This is a genomic window from Allobosea sp. 05L423, from assembly GCF_056397745.1.
The window spans coordinates 506,858-524,038 of the sequence record NZ_JBFTOA010000002.1 but is presented as its reverse complement, the minus strand read 5'-3'; the positions used below and the strand labels follow the sequence as shown (position 1 = coordinate 524,038).

At 60.8% G+C, this 17,181-nt stretch carries 19 protein-coding genes, 1 tRNA gene and 1 pseudogene; 6 read left to right on the top strand and 15 right to left on the bottom strand.

Annotation, left to right across the window (positions count from 1 at the left end; translation table 11 throughout):
- Nucleotides 1–3: 3 nt before the first annotated feature.
- Both AC1DNE_RS06520 and AC1DNE_RS06515 read right to left on the bottom strand, forming a co-directional pair.
- Nucleotides 4–1,224 carry a D-alanyl-D-alanine carboxypeptidase family protein gene (locus tag AC1DNE_RS06520; RefSeq protein ID WP_441470440.1) on the bottom strand — a complete coding sequence of 407 codons (1,221 nt, stop codon included), beginning with the start codon at nt 1,222–1,224 and terminating at the stop codon, nt 4–6.
- A 48-nt stretch (nt 1,225–1,272) separates the two neighbouring features.
- The gene (locus AC1DNE_RS06515; protein ID WP_476803816.1) at nt 1,273–2,391 is read right to left on the bottom strand and encodes a septal ring lytic transglycosylase RlpA family protein; all 1,119 of its coding nucleotides are present in this window, start codon (nt 2,389–2,391) and stop codon (nt 1,273–1,275) included.
- A gap of 412 nt (nt 2,392–2,803) precedes the next feature.
- Between AC1DNE_RS06515 and AC1DNE_RS06510 the strand changes: the two genes are divergently transcribed.
- A tRNA-Ser gene (locus tag AC1DNE_RS06510) sits at nt 2,804–2,893 on the top strand.
- Nucleotides 2,894–3,035: 142 nt separating this feature from the next.
- Here AC1DNE_RS06510 and AC1DNE_RS06505 read toward each other — a convergent pair.
- The 5 genes from AC1DNE_RS06505 to AC1DNE_RS06485 all read right to left on the bottom strand — a co-directional run bounded on the left by AC1DNE_RS06505 (nt 3,036) and on the right by AC1DNE_RS06485 (nt 6,718).
- Nucleotides 3,036–3,764, bottom strand: a complete 729-nt coding sequence (locus AC1DNE_RS06505; RefSeq protein ID WP_476840991.1) for a hypothetical protein — start codon at nt 3,762–3,764, stop codon at nt 3,036–3,038.
- Complete coding sequence (locus tag AC1DNE_RS06500) at nt 3,751–4,254, bottom strand: hypothetical protein (protein ID WP_476810086.1); 504 nt, start codon at nt 4,252–4,254, stop codon at nt 3,751–3,753. The genes AC1DNE_RS06505 and AC1DNE_RS06500 overlap by 14 nt, the downstream gene beginning before the upstream one ends.
- A gap of 132 nt (nt 4,255–4,386) precedes the next feature.
- Nucleotides 4,387–4,725, bottom strand: coding sequence for a hypothetical protein (locus AC1DNE_RS06495; RefSeq protein ID WP_476840990.1), 339 nt, complete (start codon nt 4,723–4,725; stop codon nt 4,387–4,389).
- Between the two features lie 12 nt (nt 4,726–4,737).
- On the bottom strand, nt 4,738–5,088 hold the full coding sequence (locus tag AC1DNE_RS06490) for a hypothetical protein (protein WP_476840989.1): 351 nt from the start codon (nt 5,086–5,088) through the stop codon (nt 4,738–4,740).
- A gap of 439 nt (nt 5,089–5,527) precedes the next feature.
- Complete coding sequence (locus AC1DNE_RS06485; protein WP_476840988.1) at nt 5,528–6,718, bottom strand: AraC family transcriptional regulator; 1,191 nt, start codon at nt 6,716–6,718, stop codon at nt 5,528–5,530.
- A gap of 106 nt (nt 6,719–6,824) precedes the next feature.
- On the opposite strand from AC1DNE_RS06485, the gene AC1DNE_RS06480 reads away from it, so the two are divergent.
- The 5 genes from AC1DNE_RS06480 (at nt 6,825) to AC1DNE_RS06460 (ending at nt 10,823) form a co-directional block, all read left to right on the top strand.
- Nucleotides 6,825–7,511, top strand: a complete 687-nt coding sequence (locus tag AC1DNE_RS06480; protein ID WP_476840987.1) for a hypothetical protein — start codon at nt 6,825–6,827, stop codon at nt 7,509–7,511.
- A 180-nt stretch (nt 7,512–7,691) separates the two neighbouring features.
- Nucleotides 7,692–9,143, top strand: a complete 1,452-nt coding sequence (locus AC1DNE_RS06475; RefSeq protein WP_476840986.1) for a DUF1254 domain-containing protein — start codon at nt 7,692–7,694, stop codon at nt 9,141–9,143.
- A 204-nt stretch (nt 9,144–9,347) separates the two neighbouring features.
- Nucleotides 9,348–9,704 carry an HdeA/HdeB family chaperone gene (locus tag AC1DNE_RS06470; protein ID WP_476765189.1) on the top strand — a complete coding sequence of 119 codons (357 nt, stop codon included), beginning with the start codon at nt 9,348–9,350 and terminating at the stop codon, nt 9,702–9,704.
- A 59-nt stretch (nt 9,705–9,763) separates the two neighbouring features.
- Nucleotides 9,764–9,985 (top strand): hypothetical protein, encoded by a 222-nt coding sequence (locus tag AC1DNE_RS06465; protein WP_476765190.1) that lies wholly within the window; start codon nt 9,764–9,766, stop codon nt 9,983–9,985.
- 112 nt (nt 9,986–10,097) lie between these two features.
- Complete coding sequence (locus AC1DNE_RS06460) at nt 10,098–10,823, top strand: outer membrane protein (RefSeq protein WP_476765191.1); 726 nt, start codon at nt 10,098–10,100, stop codon at nt 10,821–10,823.
- 57 nt (nt 10,824–10,880) lie between these two features.
- Here AC1DNE_RS06460 and AC1DNE_RS06455 read toward each other — a convergent pair.
- The 8 genes and pseudogenes from AC1DNE_RS06455 to AC1DNE_RS06420 form a co-directional block, all read right to left on the bottom strand.
- Nucleotides 10,881–11,284, bottom strand: a pseudogene (locus tag AC1DNE_RS06455) (transposase); the annotation flags it as partial.
- 209 nt (nt 11,285–11,493) lie between these two features.
- Nucleotides 11,494–11,874, bottom strand: coding sequence for a hypothetical protein (locus tag AC1DNE_RS06450; protein ID WP_476840985.1), 381 nt, complete (start codon nt 11,872–11,874; stop codon nt 11,494–11,496).
- Nucleotides 11,864–12,559, bottom strand: a complete 696-nt coding sequence (locus AC1DNE_RS06445) for a hypothetical protein (protein ID WP_476840984.1) — start codon at nt 12,557–12,559, stop codon at nt 11,864–11,866. The genes AC1DNE_RS06450 and AC1DNE_RS06445 overlap by 11 nt, the downstream gene beginning before the upstream one ends.
- A gap of 141 nt (nt 12,560–12,700) precedes the next feature.
- Nucleotides 12,701–12,958, bottom strand: a complete 258-nt coding sequence (locus AC1DNE_RS06440) for a hypothetical protein (protein WP_476840983.1) — start codon at nt 12,956–12,958, stop codon at nt 12,701–12,703.
- 362 nt (nt 12,959–13,320) lie between these two features.
- On the bottom strand, nt 13,321–15,087 hold the full coding sequence (locus AC1DNE_RS06435) for a DUF3987 domain-containing protein (RefSeq protein ID WP_476840982.1): 1,767 nt from the start codon (nt 15,085–15,087) through the stop codon (nt 13,321–13,323).
- Nucleotides 15,088–15,183: 96 nt separating this feature from the next.
- Complete coding sequence (locus AC1DNE_RS06430) at nt 15,184–15,465, bottom strand: hypothetical protein (RefSeq protein ID WP_476840981.1); 282 nt, start codon at nt 15,463–15,465, stop codon at nt 15,184–15,186.
- Nucleotides 15,466–15,621: 156 nt separating this feature from the next.
- Entirely contained in the window at nt 15,622–15,981 is a 360-nt protein-coding gene (locus tag AC1DNE_RS06425; protein ID WP_476840980.1) for a hypothetical protein, read from the bottom strand.
- Nucleotides 15,982–16,029: 48 nt separating this feature from the next.
- Nucleotides 16,030–17,181: a hypothetical protein gene (locus AC1DNE_RS06420; RefSeq protein WP_476840979.1), complete on the bottom strand. Its 1,152-nt coding sequence runs from the start codon at nt 17,179–17,181 to the stop codon at nt 16,030–16,032.

The following is a 17,181-nucleotide window of genomic DNA, read 5'->3' as shown; positions in this document are numbered from 1 at the left end:
CGTTCAGCTCCGGCCCAGCGCCTTGCGGACCCAGCCGGTCGTGGCCTCGAACAGCGCATCGAGTGCGCGGCTCTGCAGCGTGCCGGCCTGCACGGTTTCGGCCGCGTAGAGGGGCACGTCCAAGGTCTTGATATCGCCGCGCGTCACGATGAGGCGGCCAACTTCCGCCCCTTCCTGGACTGGAACCGCTAGGGGGCCGCGATAGACGATGCGCGCAGCCAGGCGCTCAGTGCTGCCCCGCGGCAGGAGCAGGCTGATGGCGCCCTTGCTGCGCAGCCCGACGCGCCCCTTTTCCCCGCCATAGACGCTCGCCTCTCCGACGATCTCGCCATTGGCGAAGAGCTGTCGACGTTCAAAGGCGCGAAAGCCCCATTCCAGCAGCTTGCGGGCCTCGCTTGCCCGGTCCCGCGCCGTCTTGAGGCCGTTGACGACGACGATCAGGCGCTGACCGTTCTGGACGGCCGAGCCGACGAGGCCAAAGCCCGACTCGTCGATGTTCCCCGTCTTCAGCCCGTCGGCGCCGATATCCATCGTCAGCAGCGGGTTGCGGTTCTGCTGCCTGATCTTGTTCCATGTGAACTCGCGCTGGCCGAAGATCTTGTAGAGTTCCGGATAGGTCTTGATGACGTGGTCGGCGAGCAAGGCGAGCTCGCGCGCCGTCACCCGCTGTTGCGGGTCGGCCATGCCGGTCGCATTCCGAAACACGGATTTCGTCAAGCCGAGCCCCCGGACCCGCTCGGTCATGATTCGGCCGAACGTCGCTTCATCCCCCGCGATGGCTTCGGCGAGAGCGATCGAAGCATCGTTGCCGGACTGAACGATGATGCCTTGCAGAATGTCGGACAGCTTGATGCGGCTGTTGACGATGGCGAACATCGCCGAGCCGCCCGAGGGCGCGCCGCCCTTGCGCCAGGCATTTTCGGAGATGCCGATCTCACTGTCGAGAGACAAGCGGCCGGCGTTGATATCCTGAAAGGCGACCAGCACCGTTGCCAGCTTAGCCATGCTGGCCGGGACCATCAGTTCGTCGGCCGATTTCTCGTAGAGGACGGCGCCGGTATCCGAATCGAGCAGGACAGCGAAAGGCGCCTGCGACTGAAAGCTCTGCGCCTGGACCGCAGCGGCAAACCCCAGCGCGATGAAGAGGACAAGCAGGCGAGCGACCAGCCACCGAACCGGCGGCGTGGCCGCGGCATACGGGTTGGGACGACAAAAGGCGCTCATGCCTCAATGTGAAGCAGAGCGCCCGGTATCAGGTCAAGGCGATTGGCGTCAGTTGCGCGCTAGCGACTGAAGAGTCTGGGGAGCCACCTGGTTGAGCGGATGGCCTTTGGCGAGGCGCTCTGCCGGAGCCTTCTCGGGCGCCGTGAAGAGGCGGGCCATGCTCGCGCGCGGCGGCGGCAGCGTGGAGCGTAGTGCCGTCGGAACCGCAACCGGCTTTCCGGCGTTGGCGATGGTATCGAGATCGAAAGGCCGGCTCGGCGGCAGCGGGGCGGCACGGACCGGCGTGGCTTCAGCAGCCGCGGGACCGGCCGAGGCCAATGTCGCCATGACCGGCGACGAGGGCGAGATCGTCCGCGTCGCCTGCGGTGCATAGGCCTGGGCGACAGGCTGGCTGATCGCGGGCGCCGGAGCAGGTTCGAGCTCGACCACCGGGGCTGGGGCCGGGGCGTCGATATCGGCGCTGCGCGTGCGCGTGGTGGCGACCCCTTCCGTGCTGGCGACCATCGTCCGTGCGCTGGTGCCCGGGATCGGCGCCTGGCTGCCGTCGGTGCGGAGCGTGGCGAGCAGGAGATTATCGTCGGAGCCGGCGAGCGAAGCCTGGCCGAGATATTCCATCTTGATGCGCGCGGTGCCGAGATGGCGGAAGGCTAGCGCGTCGGCGGTTTTCTGCGACACGTCCATCAGGCGATTGCCGTGGTAGGGGCCGCGGTCGTTGACGCGTACGATGATCGAGCGATTGTTCAAAAGGTTGGTGACACGCGCATAGGCCGGCAGGGGCATGGTGGGATGCGCGGCGGAGATGCTGTTGCGGTCATAGACCTCGCCATTGGCCGTGCGCCGGCCGTGGAAGGCCTCGCCATACCAGGAGGCCATGCCGACCGCGGAATAGCCAAGCGGCTTTTCGTAGGGCACGTAGCGCTTGCCGGCGACCGAATAGGCCTTGCCGACGAGCTGGCGACCGCCCCCCTTTGGCACCTCCTCGCCATCCGCGACGACGCGCGGGCTGGCGGGGCCGTATTTCCACTGCGGGAAGGCACCGATCTCCTTGGAGCGGCGGCCCGCAGTCTGATTGCCTGCGCAGTTGGCGACGAACAGCCCGGCCAGCACGACGCAGCCCAGACGCGCAATGGACGAGACGGAAGAAGACGCTGGAGGCGATCCGGTCACGCTGGAGGGGAGCTCCTTGGCCGAAAGGCTAGCGTCTCGCATCATTCTGCTCTTCCGCTTTCTGCGCCAAAAACCACGGCTTCGCCCAGGCCGCATGCACGGCTTGACCGAGTTTTCGGTCAATTCCTTTAAGGGATCGTTAAACAGCGAAATACCTGCGTTGAGGATTCGCTGAACAGGACGTCCCTGCCTTTGAGCGGGCACAAAGGTGTTCGAACGGTGACGGGTGTCAACCGGCCCGACAGAACTTCGCCACTTTTTCCACCGGCAGTGACCTTATCGCCACTATCGACGACGAAGGCCCGGCGCTTGGATTGCGATCGGGATGTATGTTCGTTTTATCGGGAAGTTGCGCTTTACGCCTCACGGGCCCCTTGCAAATCGGCAGCCCCGATTGCATTGAACCATGGCCGGAAGGGTGGCCGAGTGGTTTAAGGCAGCGGTCTTGAAAACCGCCGTGGGTGCAAGCCCACCGTGGGTTCGAATCCCACCCCTTCCGCCAGAACTCCATATTTCCTAGGATTGTCTGGGTATCTGACCCACGAACCCCCAATTCACCCCCGGATGCAATCGGGCGTTTGGTGCCTGATTCTTCCGAACATGGTGGCATTGCGGGGATGCGCAGTTAGCCGAGAGCGGGAACTTCAGGAGCCGAATTTATCGAACACGTTGAGGAGCAGCATTTCAATGTGGGCGGCGACCGTGTTAGGCCCGACCTTCAAACTGTTGGGGTGTCCACAGCCGTTTCGCAGGGTCAAGCCAGTCGCGAGCTGCATTTTCACATTTTTGCCCACCATCCCGATGGCTGCGATCCGGTCAAGAAAGTCGGACTCTTTCATGCGTCCGAGGTCGTCCGTGGTCGCCGCTACCTTCCACTTCGAATCGACCTTCTTCGCCTCGGCGTTGAAGGCTGCCAGATGGTTAGTAGCAACCTCGTTCTGTAGGACGCCGACCGCAGCGAGCCACGACATTACGATGGCGGACCGATAGAGACCCGCCTCGTGGCACTGGATAGCCTCAGCTACGAAGGCGCGCGTCGTATCGTCTTTGATGGAGGCCAAGTGCTTACGCAGGTCCTGGGCGATCTTCGCGGCGGCGGGCGGGAGCTTGCTTACACCGAGTTCTTCGAGCCGCGCGTGACCCTTCTCCGATACCTCGTAGCCCACGGGCATTTTGAGGGTTGTGCCCTTCGCCCTCGTCAGAATGACGGCGATGTTCCACGTCTTCATATTGCAGCCGGATTCCACCGCCCGCGCCATGATGGCAGGGCTTTTTACCGGCTGGTTGAGGCTCGCGATGACGAGAAGGACCTTATCGGCCCGTGAAAGTCCGTCGCGCTGGAGGGCGAGTTTAAGTTCGTCAGGACTGAGCAATTCGGGCCTTCAAGCTCGCCAGCTCGCTCGCAGACAGAGACATCTGATCACCAGTCATCGTCATGAGTACCTTCCCAACCACGAGCGCCTGCAGCGTCTTGCTGAGATTTGAGCTCATAGTTTGATGGTAGTACCCGTGGGCTTGCTGCATATCGGCAAGCAATTCTTTGCGATTGAAGCTCTTTCGACCCTGACAAACTTGCAGATGGGCCGCAGCAGCAAGTGCAACTTCTCGCGCAGACTTGGCGCTGAGGCGGGCTGCAACGGTCTGCACCGAGAGGTTAGCAATATCGGCAGTGTCGTCCGCGCCTTCCTCTCCATTGTCCGAATCATTTAGCGGAGCCAGGCCGTCGAACGTGCCGGGAGGGGCCGCGCCGGCCAACGACTCGATATGGCTGAAGAGGTCCTTTACAGCCTCATTGTCGTAGACTGCGTCGCCTTCGTACTCAAACTCGATGTGACCCATTTTGATCTTGAGCTTGGTTGGCATTGTCGTTCCCCTGCCGCAAAGTATAGCAGAGGGAACCGTCCCGGACGGAGTCAAGCTGGCGCCCAAAGTTGTTGTGGATGGAAACAACAGAGGCTGGAACCTCCGCTTGTAAGCAGCTCGTCGGTAACGCGTTCAGGCAGTTTTCGCTGCCTGACGTCTGCGGTTCGCCCGGCTTTGCTCTGCGGTCGGGAAATCCATGACGATGCCCGGCACGCCGTACTTGATTCGAAGCCAGCGGTCCTCTTGCCCATTGTCGCGGCGAATCATCCGGCCCTCGCTGACCAGATGTTCACAGACAGCCAGGACGTAGGCTCGCTGACGTTCCTCGGTCAGACCGCTGTTCGTCCAAGGGATAGCGTGGCGGACGTAATCCATCGCGACAGCACCACTCTTATGCTTGGAGGCGTAGGCCAGCACTGCGTCGGTATCACGGGGGTGGCGGTTCAGTTCGGCGCTCTCAATCTCGTTCACGGTGCTGTCTCCTTAGTGCTTAAGGGAGATGCCACCGGGGGCATGTGACGCGCCGAGTGTGGCCGGGGCGCCGAACATCTGTAGGCTCATCTCCTTCAGCGGTCGGACATAAAACCGATCGCCGCTCCGAGGCAGGATGCCGAGCCTGTCAGCGAAGTATAATGTGTGAACATACCCGGAGCCGACGATATCAATCAGAGTACCGAGCGACACAGAGCGGTCAGCGCGGTCATCGCCCGTGCGCTCTTCAACGATCAGCAACGCGGCACAGTATGCTTTCAGCGCGCGAGCCTGCTGCACTCGCACCGCTTCTTCAGCCATGACGGTAGCGAGCAATTCAATTTGGTTGGTGTTCATGTGCATTTCATGCTCCTGCGGCGCTGAACGGGGGTCTTTTTCGTGGGCCATCCGGGCGGTAGTCGCCAAATCGCCTACCGGGGATAGCCGTTCAGTCGGAGGATCACGCAGTTTTGCGGGCGAGCGAGATCAGCCACTCCAGTTCCGACAGCGGGAGGTCATTCAGGGGCGGCTGCCAGCGCTGCATTTGTGGTGAGCGCGCGGCGCTCGTGGCATGGTCTGAGCCCGGGTCAATTGTTCGCGCCCGTCAGGAGCGCCTACACACTTGCCTCCTGATGAGGTCAAGGGTGTCTGCGCCGGAGGCGAATGCCGGTTGCCTCGTTCACTTCGGTACTGTGGCGCTTGAGGCGCAAATCGTTGCAGATGGCCCAAGCGCGTAGGTCGCATACCAATCGCCGAGTTTCGGCAATGCCGGCAGGCTTGGACATGCCCGGAACTCTTTATGCTAGATTTTCGAGCGAAACGCCCGGGGTGTTCGGCCGGTCGCCTTTTGGAAGGCGCGCGCGAAATTGGCTGGAGAGGAATATCCCATCTCTGCCGACACACGGGTGATCGAGCCATTCGTGTGCCTGAGCAACTCGGTGGCCCGCTGCACCCTTGCCGCATTCGCCAGGCTGCGAAAGTCGGTGCCAGCCTGACTTAGCTCACGTTGCAGCGTTCGGACGCTGGTAGCCATCGGTCGCGCCACGCGATCGATCGATACGCTGCCGGTGAGGACCTGAGCCCGGACCTGCTCCATGACGACGTCGAGCAGATCGCGTGGAGCGCCGCCGGGCCGGTCTCGGGCCACGTCCTCGATGGTGACGATGGGCCATGCCCCACGGTTGGGAGCAGCCGACAAGAGGTGGCGTTCCATGACGATCGTCACGGCGGGCGCGTTGAACAGGACGGGGCACTGGAAGAGATCTTCGAACAGCCCGATCTGGCGCGGCCGGTTGATATTGAGCTCGACGCGCAGTGGCCGCCAGTCAAAAGGCAAATAAGCCCTGAGGACGCTGAGCAGAACGCCGGCAGCCGCTCCGGCGATCATGTCGTAGCCCGTGTGGCCAGCCAAGGCAAAGACGTAGCTATAGCGCGCCTCGTCCCCGACGACGGCGACGGACATCCTGTCATGGGTGCTGTGATAAGGCAGCGCCGCAATGGCCCGCTGGATGGATTGGCCGAGGGTATCGGCCCCCAGAACGTAGCGCCCGAAGCTGCCGTAATTGCCTGCGCTCATCATCGGCGCGATCAGGAGCCCGAGATTGGGCTCACCAGCTGCCCTCGCGGCGGCATTTACGAAGCCGAGGACTGCGGCATGGGGGATGAAGCAATTGCGGCCTTCGGTCAGCTCAAGATCGAAACCCGCCGCGCGGTTTGCCCGTAGAAGCGCGCTTTCCCCGATTTCATGACGCAGGAATGCCGGCAGTCCGTGCAGGATGTGGCTCGAGATGACTGGGATCTCAGCCACGAGCTGGACGCTCCGGCATACTGCAAGGTTGGCGCAAAATGAGTGGTCCCGAAACCCGATTGCTGCTTTGTCGCACAGTATAAGTGGCGCCGGCAAACGGGAAAACCGGCCTTCGTCGTCGTCAATTTTATTATAGTTGGGGGAATTTCGGGCCGTGAGCGCGAGGACGTTGATCAGGCTAGCCATACTGACACTCTTCGCGACCTTGTCGTGCTCAGGAGTGGTGCTGGCGGAAGATTCAACGGGCAGCCCTGGCGATCTGGCTAAAGCAGCGCAGAATCCCGTTGCCGACATGATCAGCGTGCCGTTCCAGAACAACTTCAACTTCAATGTCGGTCCGCACAAGCAGCTGCAGAATGTCCTCAACATCCAGCCCGTGATCCCGATCACGCTCAGCAAGGACTGGAACCTGATCACGCGCTGGATCACGCCTGTGATCTCGCAGCCGGCCCTGACGGTGAATGGCGATCGCGAGTTCGGCCTCGGCGACATCAATCCCAGCTTCTTCTTCTCGCCGAAGCAGCCAACTCACGGCATCATCTGGGGCATCGGGCCGACCGTCGTACTCCCCACCGGCACCGACAAGACCCTCACGTCCGGCAAGTACTCGGCGGGGCCGGCCTTCGTAGCCTTGGCAATCGAGGGACCCTGGGTTGTCGGCGTCCTCGTCAACAATGTCTGGTCCTTCGCGGGCAAGAACAACCGCAGCACGGTCAACGCAATGACGCTGCAGCCCTTTGTGAACTACAACTTCCACGGCGGCTGGTACCTGACATCGTCCCCCGTCATCACCGCCAACTGGGAGGCTGACCACGGCGATCGTTGGACGGTGCCCATCGGAGGCGGTTTTGGGCGCGTATTCAAGATTGGCCATCAGCCCGTCAATGCGCAGCTCGCAGCCTACTACAATGTCGCAAAGCCCAGCGGCGCCGCCGATTGGCAGCTGAGGGCCCAGCTCCAGTTCCTGTTCCCGAAATGATGGGCGAACAAGCCGCTCATGGGGCGCCTCTCGGATGTCGTGGTCGCGCCAAACGCCGACATACAGGCGGCTCTGAATTGGCCGTTCCTGCATTGTCAATCATCGCCGACGTCGCGTAACTTCATCTTGCTACCTATGCGCGCTCAGCCACAACACTGCGAACCATAAGGAAGTGTTCAAATGATCACGAAACGCGATCTGCTTGGCTCTGCTGCGCTGGCGGCGCTCACGGCCACGATGGCGAAGGCCGACATCGTCTCCCCCCCGGTCATTGAGCAGAACAATTCCGAGTGGCCCAGCCTGTTCGAGGCCAAGGACATCGCCGAAGAAGGCTTCATCTACGGCCTGCCGCTGGTGATGTATTATGCGGTGATGCAGGAGTTCGCCGTCGACAGGAACTCGGGACAGTTCAAGGCCCCATTCAACGAAATCAAAAACCTGAACCATGTCGCCACCCCGGCGGACACGGCAATCATCACGCCGAACAGCGACACCCCTTATTCGTTCATCTGGATGGATTTGCGGGCTGAACCGATGGTGATCTCGGTGCCGGCGATCGAAAAGGAGCGCTATTACTCGGTCCAGCTCATCGACGGCAACACTTACAACTTCGGCTATATCGGCACGCGCGCCACGGGGACCGAGCCGGGCGACTATCTGGTCGTCGGGCCGGACTGGAAAGGTGGAACGCCCGCTGGGATCAAGAAGGTCTTCTCATCGACGACGCCGTTCCCGCTCGCGATTTTCCGCACCCAGCTTTTCAATCCCGGCGACATGCCGAACGTTGAGAAGGTCCAGGCCGGCTACAAGGGGCAACCGCTTTCCGCCTTCCTCAAGCAGCCCGCCCCGCCCGCCGCGCCCAAGCTCACCTTCGTTCCCGCCAGCACCGCCGGGATCAGGCATAACTTCTTCGAGTATCTCGACGCCGCCCTGCAATTCGTCCCCGAGACGGCAAGGGACAAGGCGGTTCGCGCGAAGCTTGCGAAAATAGGCATCGGCCCCGCCAAGACCTTTGCGTTCAAGGATTTGTCGTTCGAGCACAAGGCCGAAATCCTGGTGGCCATGAAGCAAGGCAATGGCAAAGTCGACAAATGGCTGGCCGGTGGAAACAAGAACATCAACGGCTGGAACATCGGCTCGTTCTTCGGCGACGAGGTCTTCTATAACGGCGATTGGGTGATGCGAGCCGGCTCTGCAAAGGGCGGCCTCCTCGGCAACGATGCCGTGGAAGCCATGTACCCCTACACGCGAACGGACGCGACCGGTGAGCCGCTCGACGGCGGCAAGCACAAATACACCATCACCTTCGCGCCTGGCCAGTTGCCGCCAGTGAATGCGTTCTGGTCGGTTACGATGTATGATGGAAAGAGCCAGTTTCTGGTGAAGAATCCGATCGATCGCTACCTGATAAACTCTCCGATGTTGTCCGCGATGAAAAAGGACGCGGATGGTTCGCTGACGCTGTACCTCCAGAAGGACAGCCCTGGCGCCGACAAGGAGGCAAACTGGCTTCCGGCGCCGGATGATAAAATCTATCTCGTGATGCGCCTCTATTGGCCGAAGCCTGCACCGCCTTCGATCCTGCCGGCGGGCACAGGAACATGGCAGCCACCGGGTGTGAAGCGGGTCTGATAGTAGACGAAAGACTTGGTGCACGCTCCCTAGTCGCAAGGTCATTGCGATAACGCGGTTGTCTACCGTGCCGTCTACAAATTTCGGCATAATATTCAATCGGAATTATCGCCAAGGCGACCCGAAACTGGGTCGCCTAATATGATCGGCTTGCCATTTTCGCTCAATACCTGCGGCTCTTACCTTTTCAAACAGGAGATCATTATGTCCAAAACTTTCGCTGCCGTGGCGCTTTCGCTCGTCTGCGCAGCCTCGTCTTCGGCGACGGCCCAGGTTCCGCTCACGAGCTATGTCGACGCCAAAGGCTTCATCGATGTTCAAGCCCTGACCTGCGCGCAACTCGCCGCGACCTTCCAGGAGGACGCCGACGCACTTTCTGCCTGGTATAGCGGTTGGTATAACGGCCTCGCCAAGAAGCATTTCCTTGACCTGAAGAAGGGCAAGGTCGTCGAGCACGAGCTCATCGTCTACTGCAAAGCCAATCCCGATAAGAAGATAATCGAGGCGCTTGCGGTCGTGTTCAAGGATGAGCGCGCCAAGCTCGGAATTCACCTGAAGTAAATATTTGAAGCATCGGCAATCATTTCGGGTAGCTCCAATCTCAGCCAGGATAGAACGTCATGAGCCCATATATCTCAGTCGGGATTGCGCTATCACTCGGACTGATCCTTGCAGGCTGCCAAACTTCGCAATCAAGGCAAGAGCAGCTTGCCGCGATTTGTGCTGATCCGGCCAACCGGCAGCCCAATACCTTCTACTGGGCAGAATGTCAGTCGCTTTATCCGTCGACGAGCCGGCAGTTGCAAAAGGATTACGCGCTTGGCGCTCCGACAGGCGACTGAGGTCGGGACCGGGCCGTGCTGAAAAAGAACGAGCGCGAGCCAGAGAAACCTCGCGTGCATATCAATATTGCATAGCCCCAGTCTCTCCACCATCTCAAAGGATTCATTCGATATGCCACTCCGCACTATAAAAATCTTTGCCGGAATTGCCTTCGCAGCATGCTCGATCACCGCGCAGGCCGCCGACCTGCCGTCTCGGCGGATCGTACCTGTTGCTCCTTTGCCGCCCGCCTTCACCTGGACCGGTTTCTATGTCGGTGCCCAGGCCGGCTGGGCGCAGACCAGAACCGAACTGACGCCGGGCGCCGTGATCGCCGGGCGGGCTGCCGTTGCTTCATTGCCGAGTCTGAACCGGGACGGCGCTGCGGTCGGCCTGCTGGCGGGCTACAACTACCAGATCGGTCAGTTGGTCCTCGGCGGCGAGATCGACGGCGCAGCCCTCATCACCGGCAAGCAGCGCTTCACCGCGCTAACCGGCGATTTCATCACCGCGCATACCAATTGGGTAGGCTCGGCCAGGCTGCGAGTCGGTTATGCCTTTGATCGCTTCATGATCTACGCAACTGGCGGCCTGGCATTGGCCGAGGCCAAGTCGACGGTGACGGGGACAGGTTATTCCTATGGCGCGGGTGACGGCGCCCGTGTTGGCTGGACGCTTGGTGCAGGCGCCGAATATGCCATCACGAACAATTGGATCGCCGGTCTGGAGTATCGGTACTCGCAGTTCGAGGAGGATACCTACACCTATCCGGTCGGCGTTGGCGGACTCGGGATCATCGGCTTCAAGCAGCAACTGAGCACCAATCAGGTTGTCGGGCGGCTGCTCTACAAGTTCTAGCCCTCTCGGACACACGGCGTCGTGCCGACCGAGCCATCGGCGGACCTTCGGACTCTAATGGGCGGCGTGGTCGTCGAGGATCACGGGGACGATATTGCCGGCCGGCCCCTCAGCCTCGATGGCGTTGAGGAAGCGGATGTACTCCTGGTGCCGATGGCGCTGCATGTTGCGGTCGACGGTGCCGTCGAGGACGTTTAACGCGGCGAACAGGTCGCGGTGCCATGGCGTTTGTATTCGTGGGTCATGGTGCCGGGCCGGCCCTTCTTCAGAGGTAGGCCCGGCTCCGTGAGGTCGAGCGCATGGATCTGGCTCTTCTCATAGACGGACATCACGATGGCATGGGCTTGCGGCTCAACGTAGAGGCCGACCACGTCGCGCAGCTTCCGCACAAAATTCGGATCTTTGGCCAGCTTGAACTGCCGACAGCGATGCGACTGCAGCCCGTGCGCCTTCCAGATGCGCGGCACCGCGCTGGCGCTGGACCATCGGTCGGAGCATGAGGCTTCAGGCGGCATCAGGGTGTGACCAATCATATCTGCCTCGCGTAATCCTTAGCGGGCGCCGGTATCTGCTGGCAGTCCACGATCAGCGCCCCCTCGTTGACGATTACGCTCGTCTAACTCGGTAGGTTCGCCGGCCGGGCGCTTGGCGCCGAATAATCTGAACATGGTCACATCCCGTATTTGGCAAGAAAGGCGGCGTCTGGGTCTTCCGGGGGCTGCCATCGGGGCGCCTCCTGGGTGACCGCTGTCGGCGCCGAGCGTTCGGGCACCGGACTTGGCGGGGCGTCGACTAGCTTCGGGCGCCGGGGCCGGCCGAGCGGCTCTGAACGGGTGACAGGCGATAGCGGCAGGAACAGGAACCGGCCTGACGGTACGGCCGAGACCATGAGAACGTGCTGCACCTTCTCGGGATCGTCATTAGCCGGGTGCGGCGTACCGTCCTCGCTGAAGCGCATGATACCGATACCGCGTGCATTAAGGCGGGCATGCTCTGATGCTAGGCTGGCGCGTAGCGACTTCTGTGCGGTCGGGTTCAGTTTAGTCTTCATACCCGTCAGCCTCGTAAGGGTCTTTCGCCGTCTCGGCAGGCTTCCCGGTAACGGTACCGAGATACTTGCTCGCCAGATCGACGTTGACGGCTGCTGTGCGGTAGTCGAGCGCCTTCAGGGCGTAGTCAGCCTGTTCGCGGGTCAGCGCCCCCGTGAACGTAAGTTCGGCGACGCGGGCGTAAGCATCGGTCAAAGGCAGCGACAGGAGTTCTTCCGCAGTCGCTTTGGTCAGGTTCGGATCAGCGCGCCGCATATCTGCGAGTATCTTCTGCGCCTTGATCTGCCTGTCGAAATCATAGGCCGGGCTACTCGCCTTGATGATCAGCAGCTGAGTCAGGCTGGCGCCAGTCATACGAATACTCTTGCTGCTTAGGCGCTTACTAAGTTGTTCGGCGTGTCGCCCGGCCTTGTCGAGCAACATGCGCTCGAACGGGTCTAGTGCTTCGCCATTTTTCACCTTCCGGCCAATGACGATGAGCTTGATCTGCTCGTCATCCGTCAGAGCGTTCAGACCGTCCTCGATGGTTACCGCCTGCCCCAACTGGCGCATGATCAGCCGGAAGATTTCGTACTCGGCCATGCGTGTTTCGTAATATGCCTGCCGCGCCTCTTCAGCGAGACGACGGTCATGGTCTGGCGTCGGACCATTACGCACATTGTCAATTCGTGTGACCTGATTGGTCATGTCTGGGTCCATTCATGGGCTGCGGCGAGCCGTTTCGCGATTGTGATAGTAACGCTGGTCTGCCGTTCGGAAGCTGGTGGAGCATTTTTCTCCCGGTCCCGCGCTCGGCCAAGTGGACAGATCGGGGCTGCCGGTGAAGAGCTACGTCTTTGTCTTCGTCGCGACCAATTGCTCGAAACAACCGGCGATGCTGTCCATCGTCGTTTGCATATCGCGTTGTTGAATACACATCATCTCCAGCGGGCCGGGAGGACCATCGGCGACAGCATTGTTGAGACCAAGGCGGTCGATTTCTCTGGCGATGCGCTTCCCGGCATCCATGACTGCGAAGGCCAGCATCGCTGTTGTATCGCCGGCCAATGCGGCATCTTCGATCACGTCTTCGATTTTATGTGCCATCTCTTCTCTCCTTCGCGCCGCGCGCTGTTCTTCGGTTGCCCAGCTTTGCCGGGACATGGTTGTTTTGGTGAACTGACCACCGGGGTGTCAGTGGTCTCGCCAACAGCCGGCTTTTCGGCCGCAATCCGCATCTTTTCTGCATGCTCGGCGGTCAGACATTATAAGCGTCCTGAACGGCCTTTCGCGGGCGCGAGGGGAAACCGGCCGAAAACAGGGAGGGAGAGCAAGTCGTCTCTCTACATCGCCTGCGCGAAGGACAGTCAGGACGCTCGGTCCGGCCATTTTGCGGAAAGCGTATGATGTCGACCGCAAATGCAGGCGAGTATGATGCGAAGTTGACGACAAGCATCCCGGCGCGCCTCTCATTTCGAGCGCATCCCAGCCTTGGCCTCGGCAATCGCATCACGAGCCTTAGCTATCCGGATGGAGGCTTCTTCCTTCCGCTTCGTGAACTTCTCATGACAGACCAAGTTCACCAGATAGGCCGTGCTATCCTTGCGTGGTCCTTCGATATTATGAAGCCATCCCTTGACTTCAAGTTGCTTACAAATCGCATGGACTTCTTCAGACGGCAGGTTCGTTCCTCGGAAATCTCTTGGTACCAGCCTCGTCAACCCTCGGTGAAGGATGAGTTCTGCTATCGTCTCTAAGTTCGCCTGTCGGGTCGATTTGGTCGCAATGCTTCGGTAGAAGGTCAGCGCATGCGGAAGCAGGTAATCGCGAATGAGGATGTATACCCGGCTCGCGATATCCTGGCTGATCAAGTTAGGAATGGCCCCCGGTGGCAGCAGGCCAGGAGCAGCCGCATGCCGTTCGATCAAATGAAAGGCGCCGCACATCCTCGCGAAGATGCCGCCGTACTTCGCGATATGGGACGCGAGCTTGGGGTCTTCAGCCTCGATATATTTCATGCCGTGGAGCCACGCAGTGAAGTCATTGCGAACTGCCTGCGCGCCATGGTCGAAGCGCATTTCCCCGGAACCCACGACCAGACAAGTCGGACTGAGTTCGTGCAACCTAGCTACCAGTTCTCGGAACCGGTCTGATGCGCCGTAATCCGGCTCGTCAATGTCGAGTGTCGATGGCTGCATGATGATCGGAATCATCCGCTGGATCATGCCGTCATCCTCGGCCGTCTGGATCACCGATCGGATTTTGTCGGGCTGGATGCCGCCGAGCAGGCCGACCATGTTGCATTCGATGTATCGGCCCATGCCGCGCTTGATGCGGTCCGACATGAAGCCGCCGCCGTTGAACGTCTCCAGCCAGTAGGCACGGTCGGGCGAGCCGCCGTTGCGCTCGTTATAGCGATCCATCGCGGCGAAATGGCCGCTCAGCTCGTCTCGGATGCAGAACAGACGCGAGCCTGTATCGAGCTGAACCTGCTGCAACGCCTCCGTCGTGGTGTCTTCAACGAGAAGCCGGCGCCTGAGCGGTTTGGCTGGTTCTGAGTCAGCGCTGCCTTTGCTCTTGCGCCAAGCCTCATATGCGTCTTCATAGGCGCTCCACAGCGGGTTGAAGCGCTCGGCCTCTTGCCTCTCAATTGAGGTAACAGGCGCGCGGCATGCCGAAATGATTGGCGACTTCTTCGCTGATGGCGGACCTACCAGCCCGGTCCAAATGCAGATGCGCTCAGACCATTTGTCGTGCACCTTCACCTTCACGCGGAAGTCCTTATGCAGGACGTTGGCCGCGACGGTGAAAGCCGCCATGGTCATCGACGTGACGCACGACCCCTGAATTCGCGCGTTGGTCGCAGCGAAGTCGTCAATCACGGCCGGAAGCAGCCCTCGCGGGATTTCCGGCGGATCGAACATATCCCAGAGATCGGTGGGGTCACCGTAGCGAAATTCATCGCCCATGACGGTCGCTTCATATCGCGTCTGCCGAACCACGGTCGGAAGAATATTTGCGCGGGAAGCCTCGTAGGTCCACGGTTCGGACCGCACCACTTCTCCTCCCTCCGCCTGCTCCGCTGGTGCTGGTAGAGTCGTGATCGGCGCCGGTTGCTCAACCCGCGTTTCGACCCCGACTGCCTGCTGCATCATGCTGACGGCGAGCGCCTGCGCCTGCGCTAACTGCTCGGGTGTCAGGCTGGCGGCGATGGCTTCGGGGGACACGGCGGTCATGGCAGGCAACTTTCCGTTTGAGATATCGCCGGAAGTGCCCAAAAGCTTGACCTGCTTGGGGTCGCCTTTGGTGGTGGCACTTCCTGTTGGTACAACTCAGAGCGTCCCGCTGTCGCAAGCGGGGCGCTCTTCTCGTTTCTGGTCATCGGTCTGTTGGTCGGGGAGCTTGAACAACCCGAACCCGTATCCCGGCATGATTACCGGAACTAGTTTCTCGTATGCACCAGCATACAGACCTTCCTGCTTACCGTTCGCAAAGTATTGCAGCGAACGGATGTCAAGACCACACAAAGTTGCTATCGCGCCCGCAGAACGTGCGTCGTCATTCAAGGCTTTGCGAATTACTTCTGTAGCAGGGTGTGCGATACCGCGTTTCATTGTAACTAACCTTCTCGATGCTGTTTACGGCGCTCACGAAAACTGTCCCTTCGGCGCTCTCCGGTCAAGTTCGCCTAGTTCTGCTAGGGAAAAACATGAGTTCGCCAGCCGGGTCAGGGCTGGCGAGAGGGCTGGTCGAGCTGCCCCCGGGGGCGATCAGGGCGCGAAGGCGAGAGCCGTCACGAACGATGCGAACCACACGAGCATCGGTAGGTGCGATGAACCCGTCACCTTGATGCGGTGAAACATGTACAGTGGCGCGAGAAGCAGCCCGGCTCCCCACTTCGGCGCGTAACCGGCAACCCGACAGTTCACCGTGTCGAGGTAGCAGAACAGCAACGCCAGAAGTGAGTAGCCGAAGAACTGCACAAGGAAGATTTGATCAGCCCGCATCCCGACCATTGCGCGGTAAATCACCTTGTCCTGCACAATGCCAAACAATGGCGTCACGGCCAGTGCCCAGAAGAACGAATTGTCAATGTTGGTCGTGGTCTTGGTCTCGGTGATCGTGGTCATGGTACTCCCGTCTAAGTTAGGGGTCATGGCGTCCCGGTGGAAATACGTTCAGGCTAGTCCGTTCTGTCGGCGTAACTCTTGCGTCAGCTCCCGCAAGTATTGGCGTTCCTCCAGTTTCGATCGATTTCCGGTCCGGCAGCTCGCCAATTGCTCGTCAAACAGGCGCAGGCGTGCCGACATACGGTCCCTGCCCCGCGTCACGCGTCCGTCTTGATCCTGGCGCTCGCTGAACCCCGCGTTCAGGAGGCACGGCGAGCCGAAGAGGATGCGTTTGACCTGTTCCGGGTCTCCGCTGATCTTGTCGAGGTCGCCGAGCAGGTCGCGATAGTCCTCGGACCAATCGCCCTTCCTACCCGGCCCGCCGTGCAGGAACCGGTGCGAGTGCTTGTTGATCTTCAGCAAGATTGCGATCACTTCGGCGTCTGACAGGTTGAGCCGGCGCCCTAGCTCGGTCGTCCGCTCAAGCGTGCTCGGCCCGCCCTCTTCAACGGCGACGCTCTTCAGCACGCCGCGCCAGTCCAAGTCAGTCAGAAGTGCGACCAGCGCGGCTTCAGCGAGCGGCAGGTCAGCGCCCGAACCCGGCAGCTTGCGCCCCGTCAAAGCGACGTATTGCCGGGCGCCGTATACCGAGCCGCCAAAGGCCAGTTCGTAACGCGGAAATGGCATGCGGCCACGGACGAATATGTGCACGCCGTTGCCGGACATGCTGGTTTCCATCCACGCGCCGACAGCGCATGCCCAGCGATAAATGCGGTTCATGAACCAGTACGCTGTCGCAAGCCGCTCAGCCCGCACCGCAGGCGTGACCGTCTCCCACCACCACGTTTTAGTCAGGGTGCGGGCCGGGTCGTCGAGGTCGAGACATATAACGTCATCCTCGGCCGTAATGTAGAATCCGGGTCCGACTAGGAATTCATTTGCCGGAGCAGCACGCAGCGCTGTCCATGAACACCACGACGACCGGTCATTGGTCCGAGCGGCGTTGCGGTCATCCGGCTCATGCCATGGTCGCCAATTGTTCTGTGCAGCGAACAGCGAGCGTGGCAGCTTCTTCGTCGTGTAGAAGCACCACTGGTCGAGCGTGCGAAGGTACGGCGGGATGTTGTCCCACTGCGTAGCGCGCGCTGACGCCTTGACCGCTTCCTTCTCGGCCTCGGCCACCATCGCCAGCGCAGCCGCGTTCAGATCATCCTGGCTCAT

Excerpts from the sequence above, each read along its gene's own strand:
- AC1DNE_RS06460 (WP_476765191.1), top strand. The coding sequence starts at position 10,098 with ATGCCACTCCGCACTATAAAAATCTTTGCCGGAATTGCCTTCGCAGCA.
- AC1DNE_RS06470 (WP_476765189.1), top strand. The coding sequence starts at position 9,348 with ATGTCCAAAACTTTCGCTGCCGTGGCGCTTTCGCTCGTCTGCGCAGCC.
- AC1DNE_RS06420 (WP_476840979.1), bottom strand. The coding sequence starts at position 17,181 with ATGAGCCAGGATGATCTGAACGCGGCTGCGCTGGCGATGGTGGCCGAG.
- AC1DNE_RS06435 (WP_476840982.1), bottom strand. The coding sequence starts at position 15,087 with ATGACCGCCGTGTCCCCCGAAGCCATCGCCGCCAGCCTGACACCCGAG.
- AC1DNE_RS06480 (WP_476840987.1), top strand. The coding sequence starts at position 6,825 with ATGATCAGCGTGCCGTTCCAGAACAACTTCAACTTCAATGTCGGTCCG.
- AC1DNE_RS06450 (WP_476840985.1), bottom strand. The coding sequence starts at position 11,874 with ATGAAGACTAAACTGAACCCGACCGCACAGAAGTCGCTACGCGCCAGC.
- AC1DNE_RS06520 (WP_441470440.1), bottom strand. The coding sequence starts at position 1,224 with ATGAGCGCCTTTTGTCGTCCCAACCCGTATGCCGCGGCCACGCCGCCG.
- AC1DNE_RS06425 (WP_476840980.1), bottom strand. The coding sequence starts at position 15,981 with ATGACCACGATCACCGAGACCAAGACCACGACCAACATTGACAATTCG.
- AC1DNE_RS06445 (WP_476840984.1), bottom strand. The coding sequence starts at position 12,559 with ATGACCAATCAGGTCACACGAATTGACAATGTGCGTAATGGTCCGACG.
- AC1DNE_RS06465 (WP_476765190.1), top strand. The coding sequence starts at position 9,764 with ATGAGCCCATATATCTCAGTCGGGATTGCGCTATCACTCGGACTGATC.
- AC1DNE_RS06475 (WP_476840986.1), top strand. The coding sequence starts at position 7,692 with ATGATCACGAAACGCGATCTGCTTGGCTCTGCTGCGCTGGCGGCGCTC.
- AC1DNE_RS06490 (WP_476840989.1), bottom strand. The coding sequence starts at position 5,088 with ATGCACATGAACACCAACCAAATTGAATTGCTCGCTACCGTCATGGCT.
- AC1DNE_RS06500 (WP_476810086.1), bottom strand. The coding sequence starts at position 4,254 with ATGCCAACCAAGCTCAAGATCAAAATGGGTCACATCGAGTTTGAGTAC.
- AC1DNE_RS06485 (WP_476840988.1), bottom strand. The coding sequence starts at position 6,718 with ATGGCTAGCCTGATCAACGTCCTCGCGCTCACGGCCCGAAATTCCCCC.
- AC1DNE_RS06430 (WP_476840981.1), bottom strand. The coding sequence starts at position 15,465 with ATGAAACGCGGTATCGCACACCCTGCTACAGAAGTAATTCGCAAAGCC.
- AC1DNE_RS06440 (WP_476840983.1), bottom strand. The coding sequence starts at position 12,958 with ATGGCACATAAAATCGAAGACGTGATCGAAGATGCCGCATTGGCCGGC.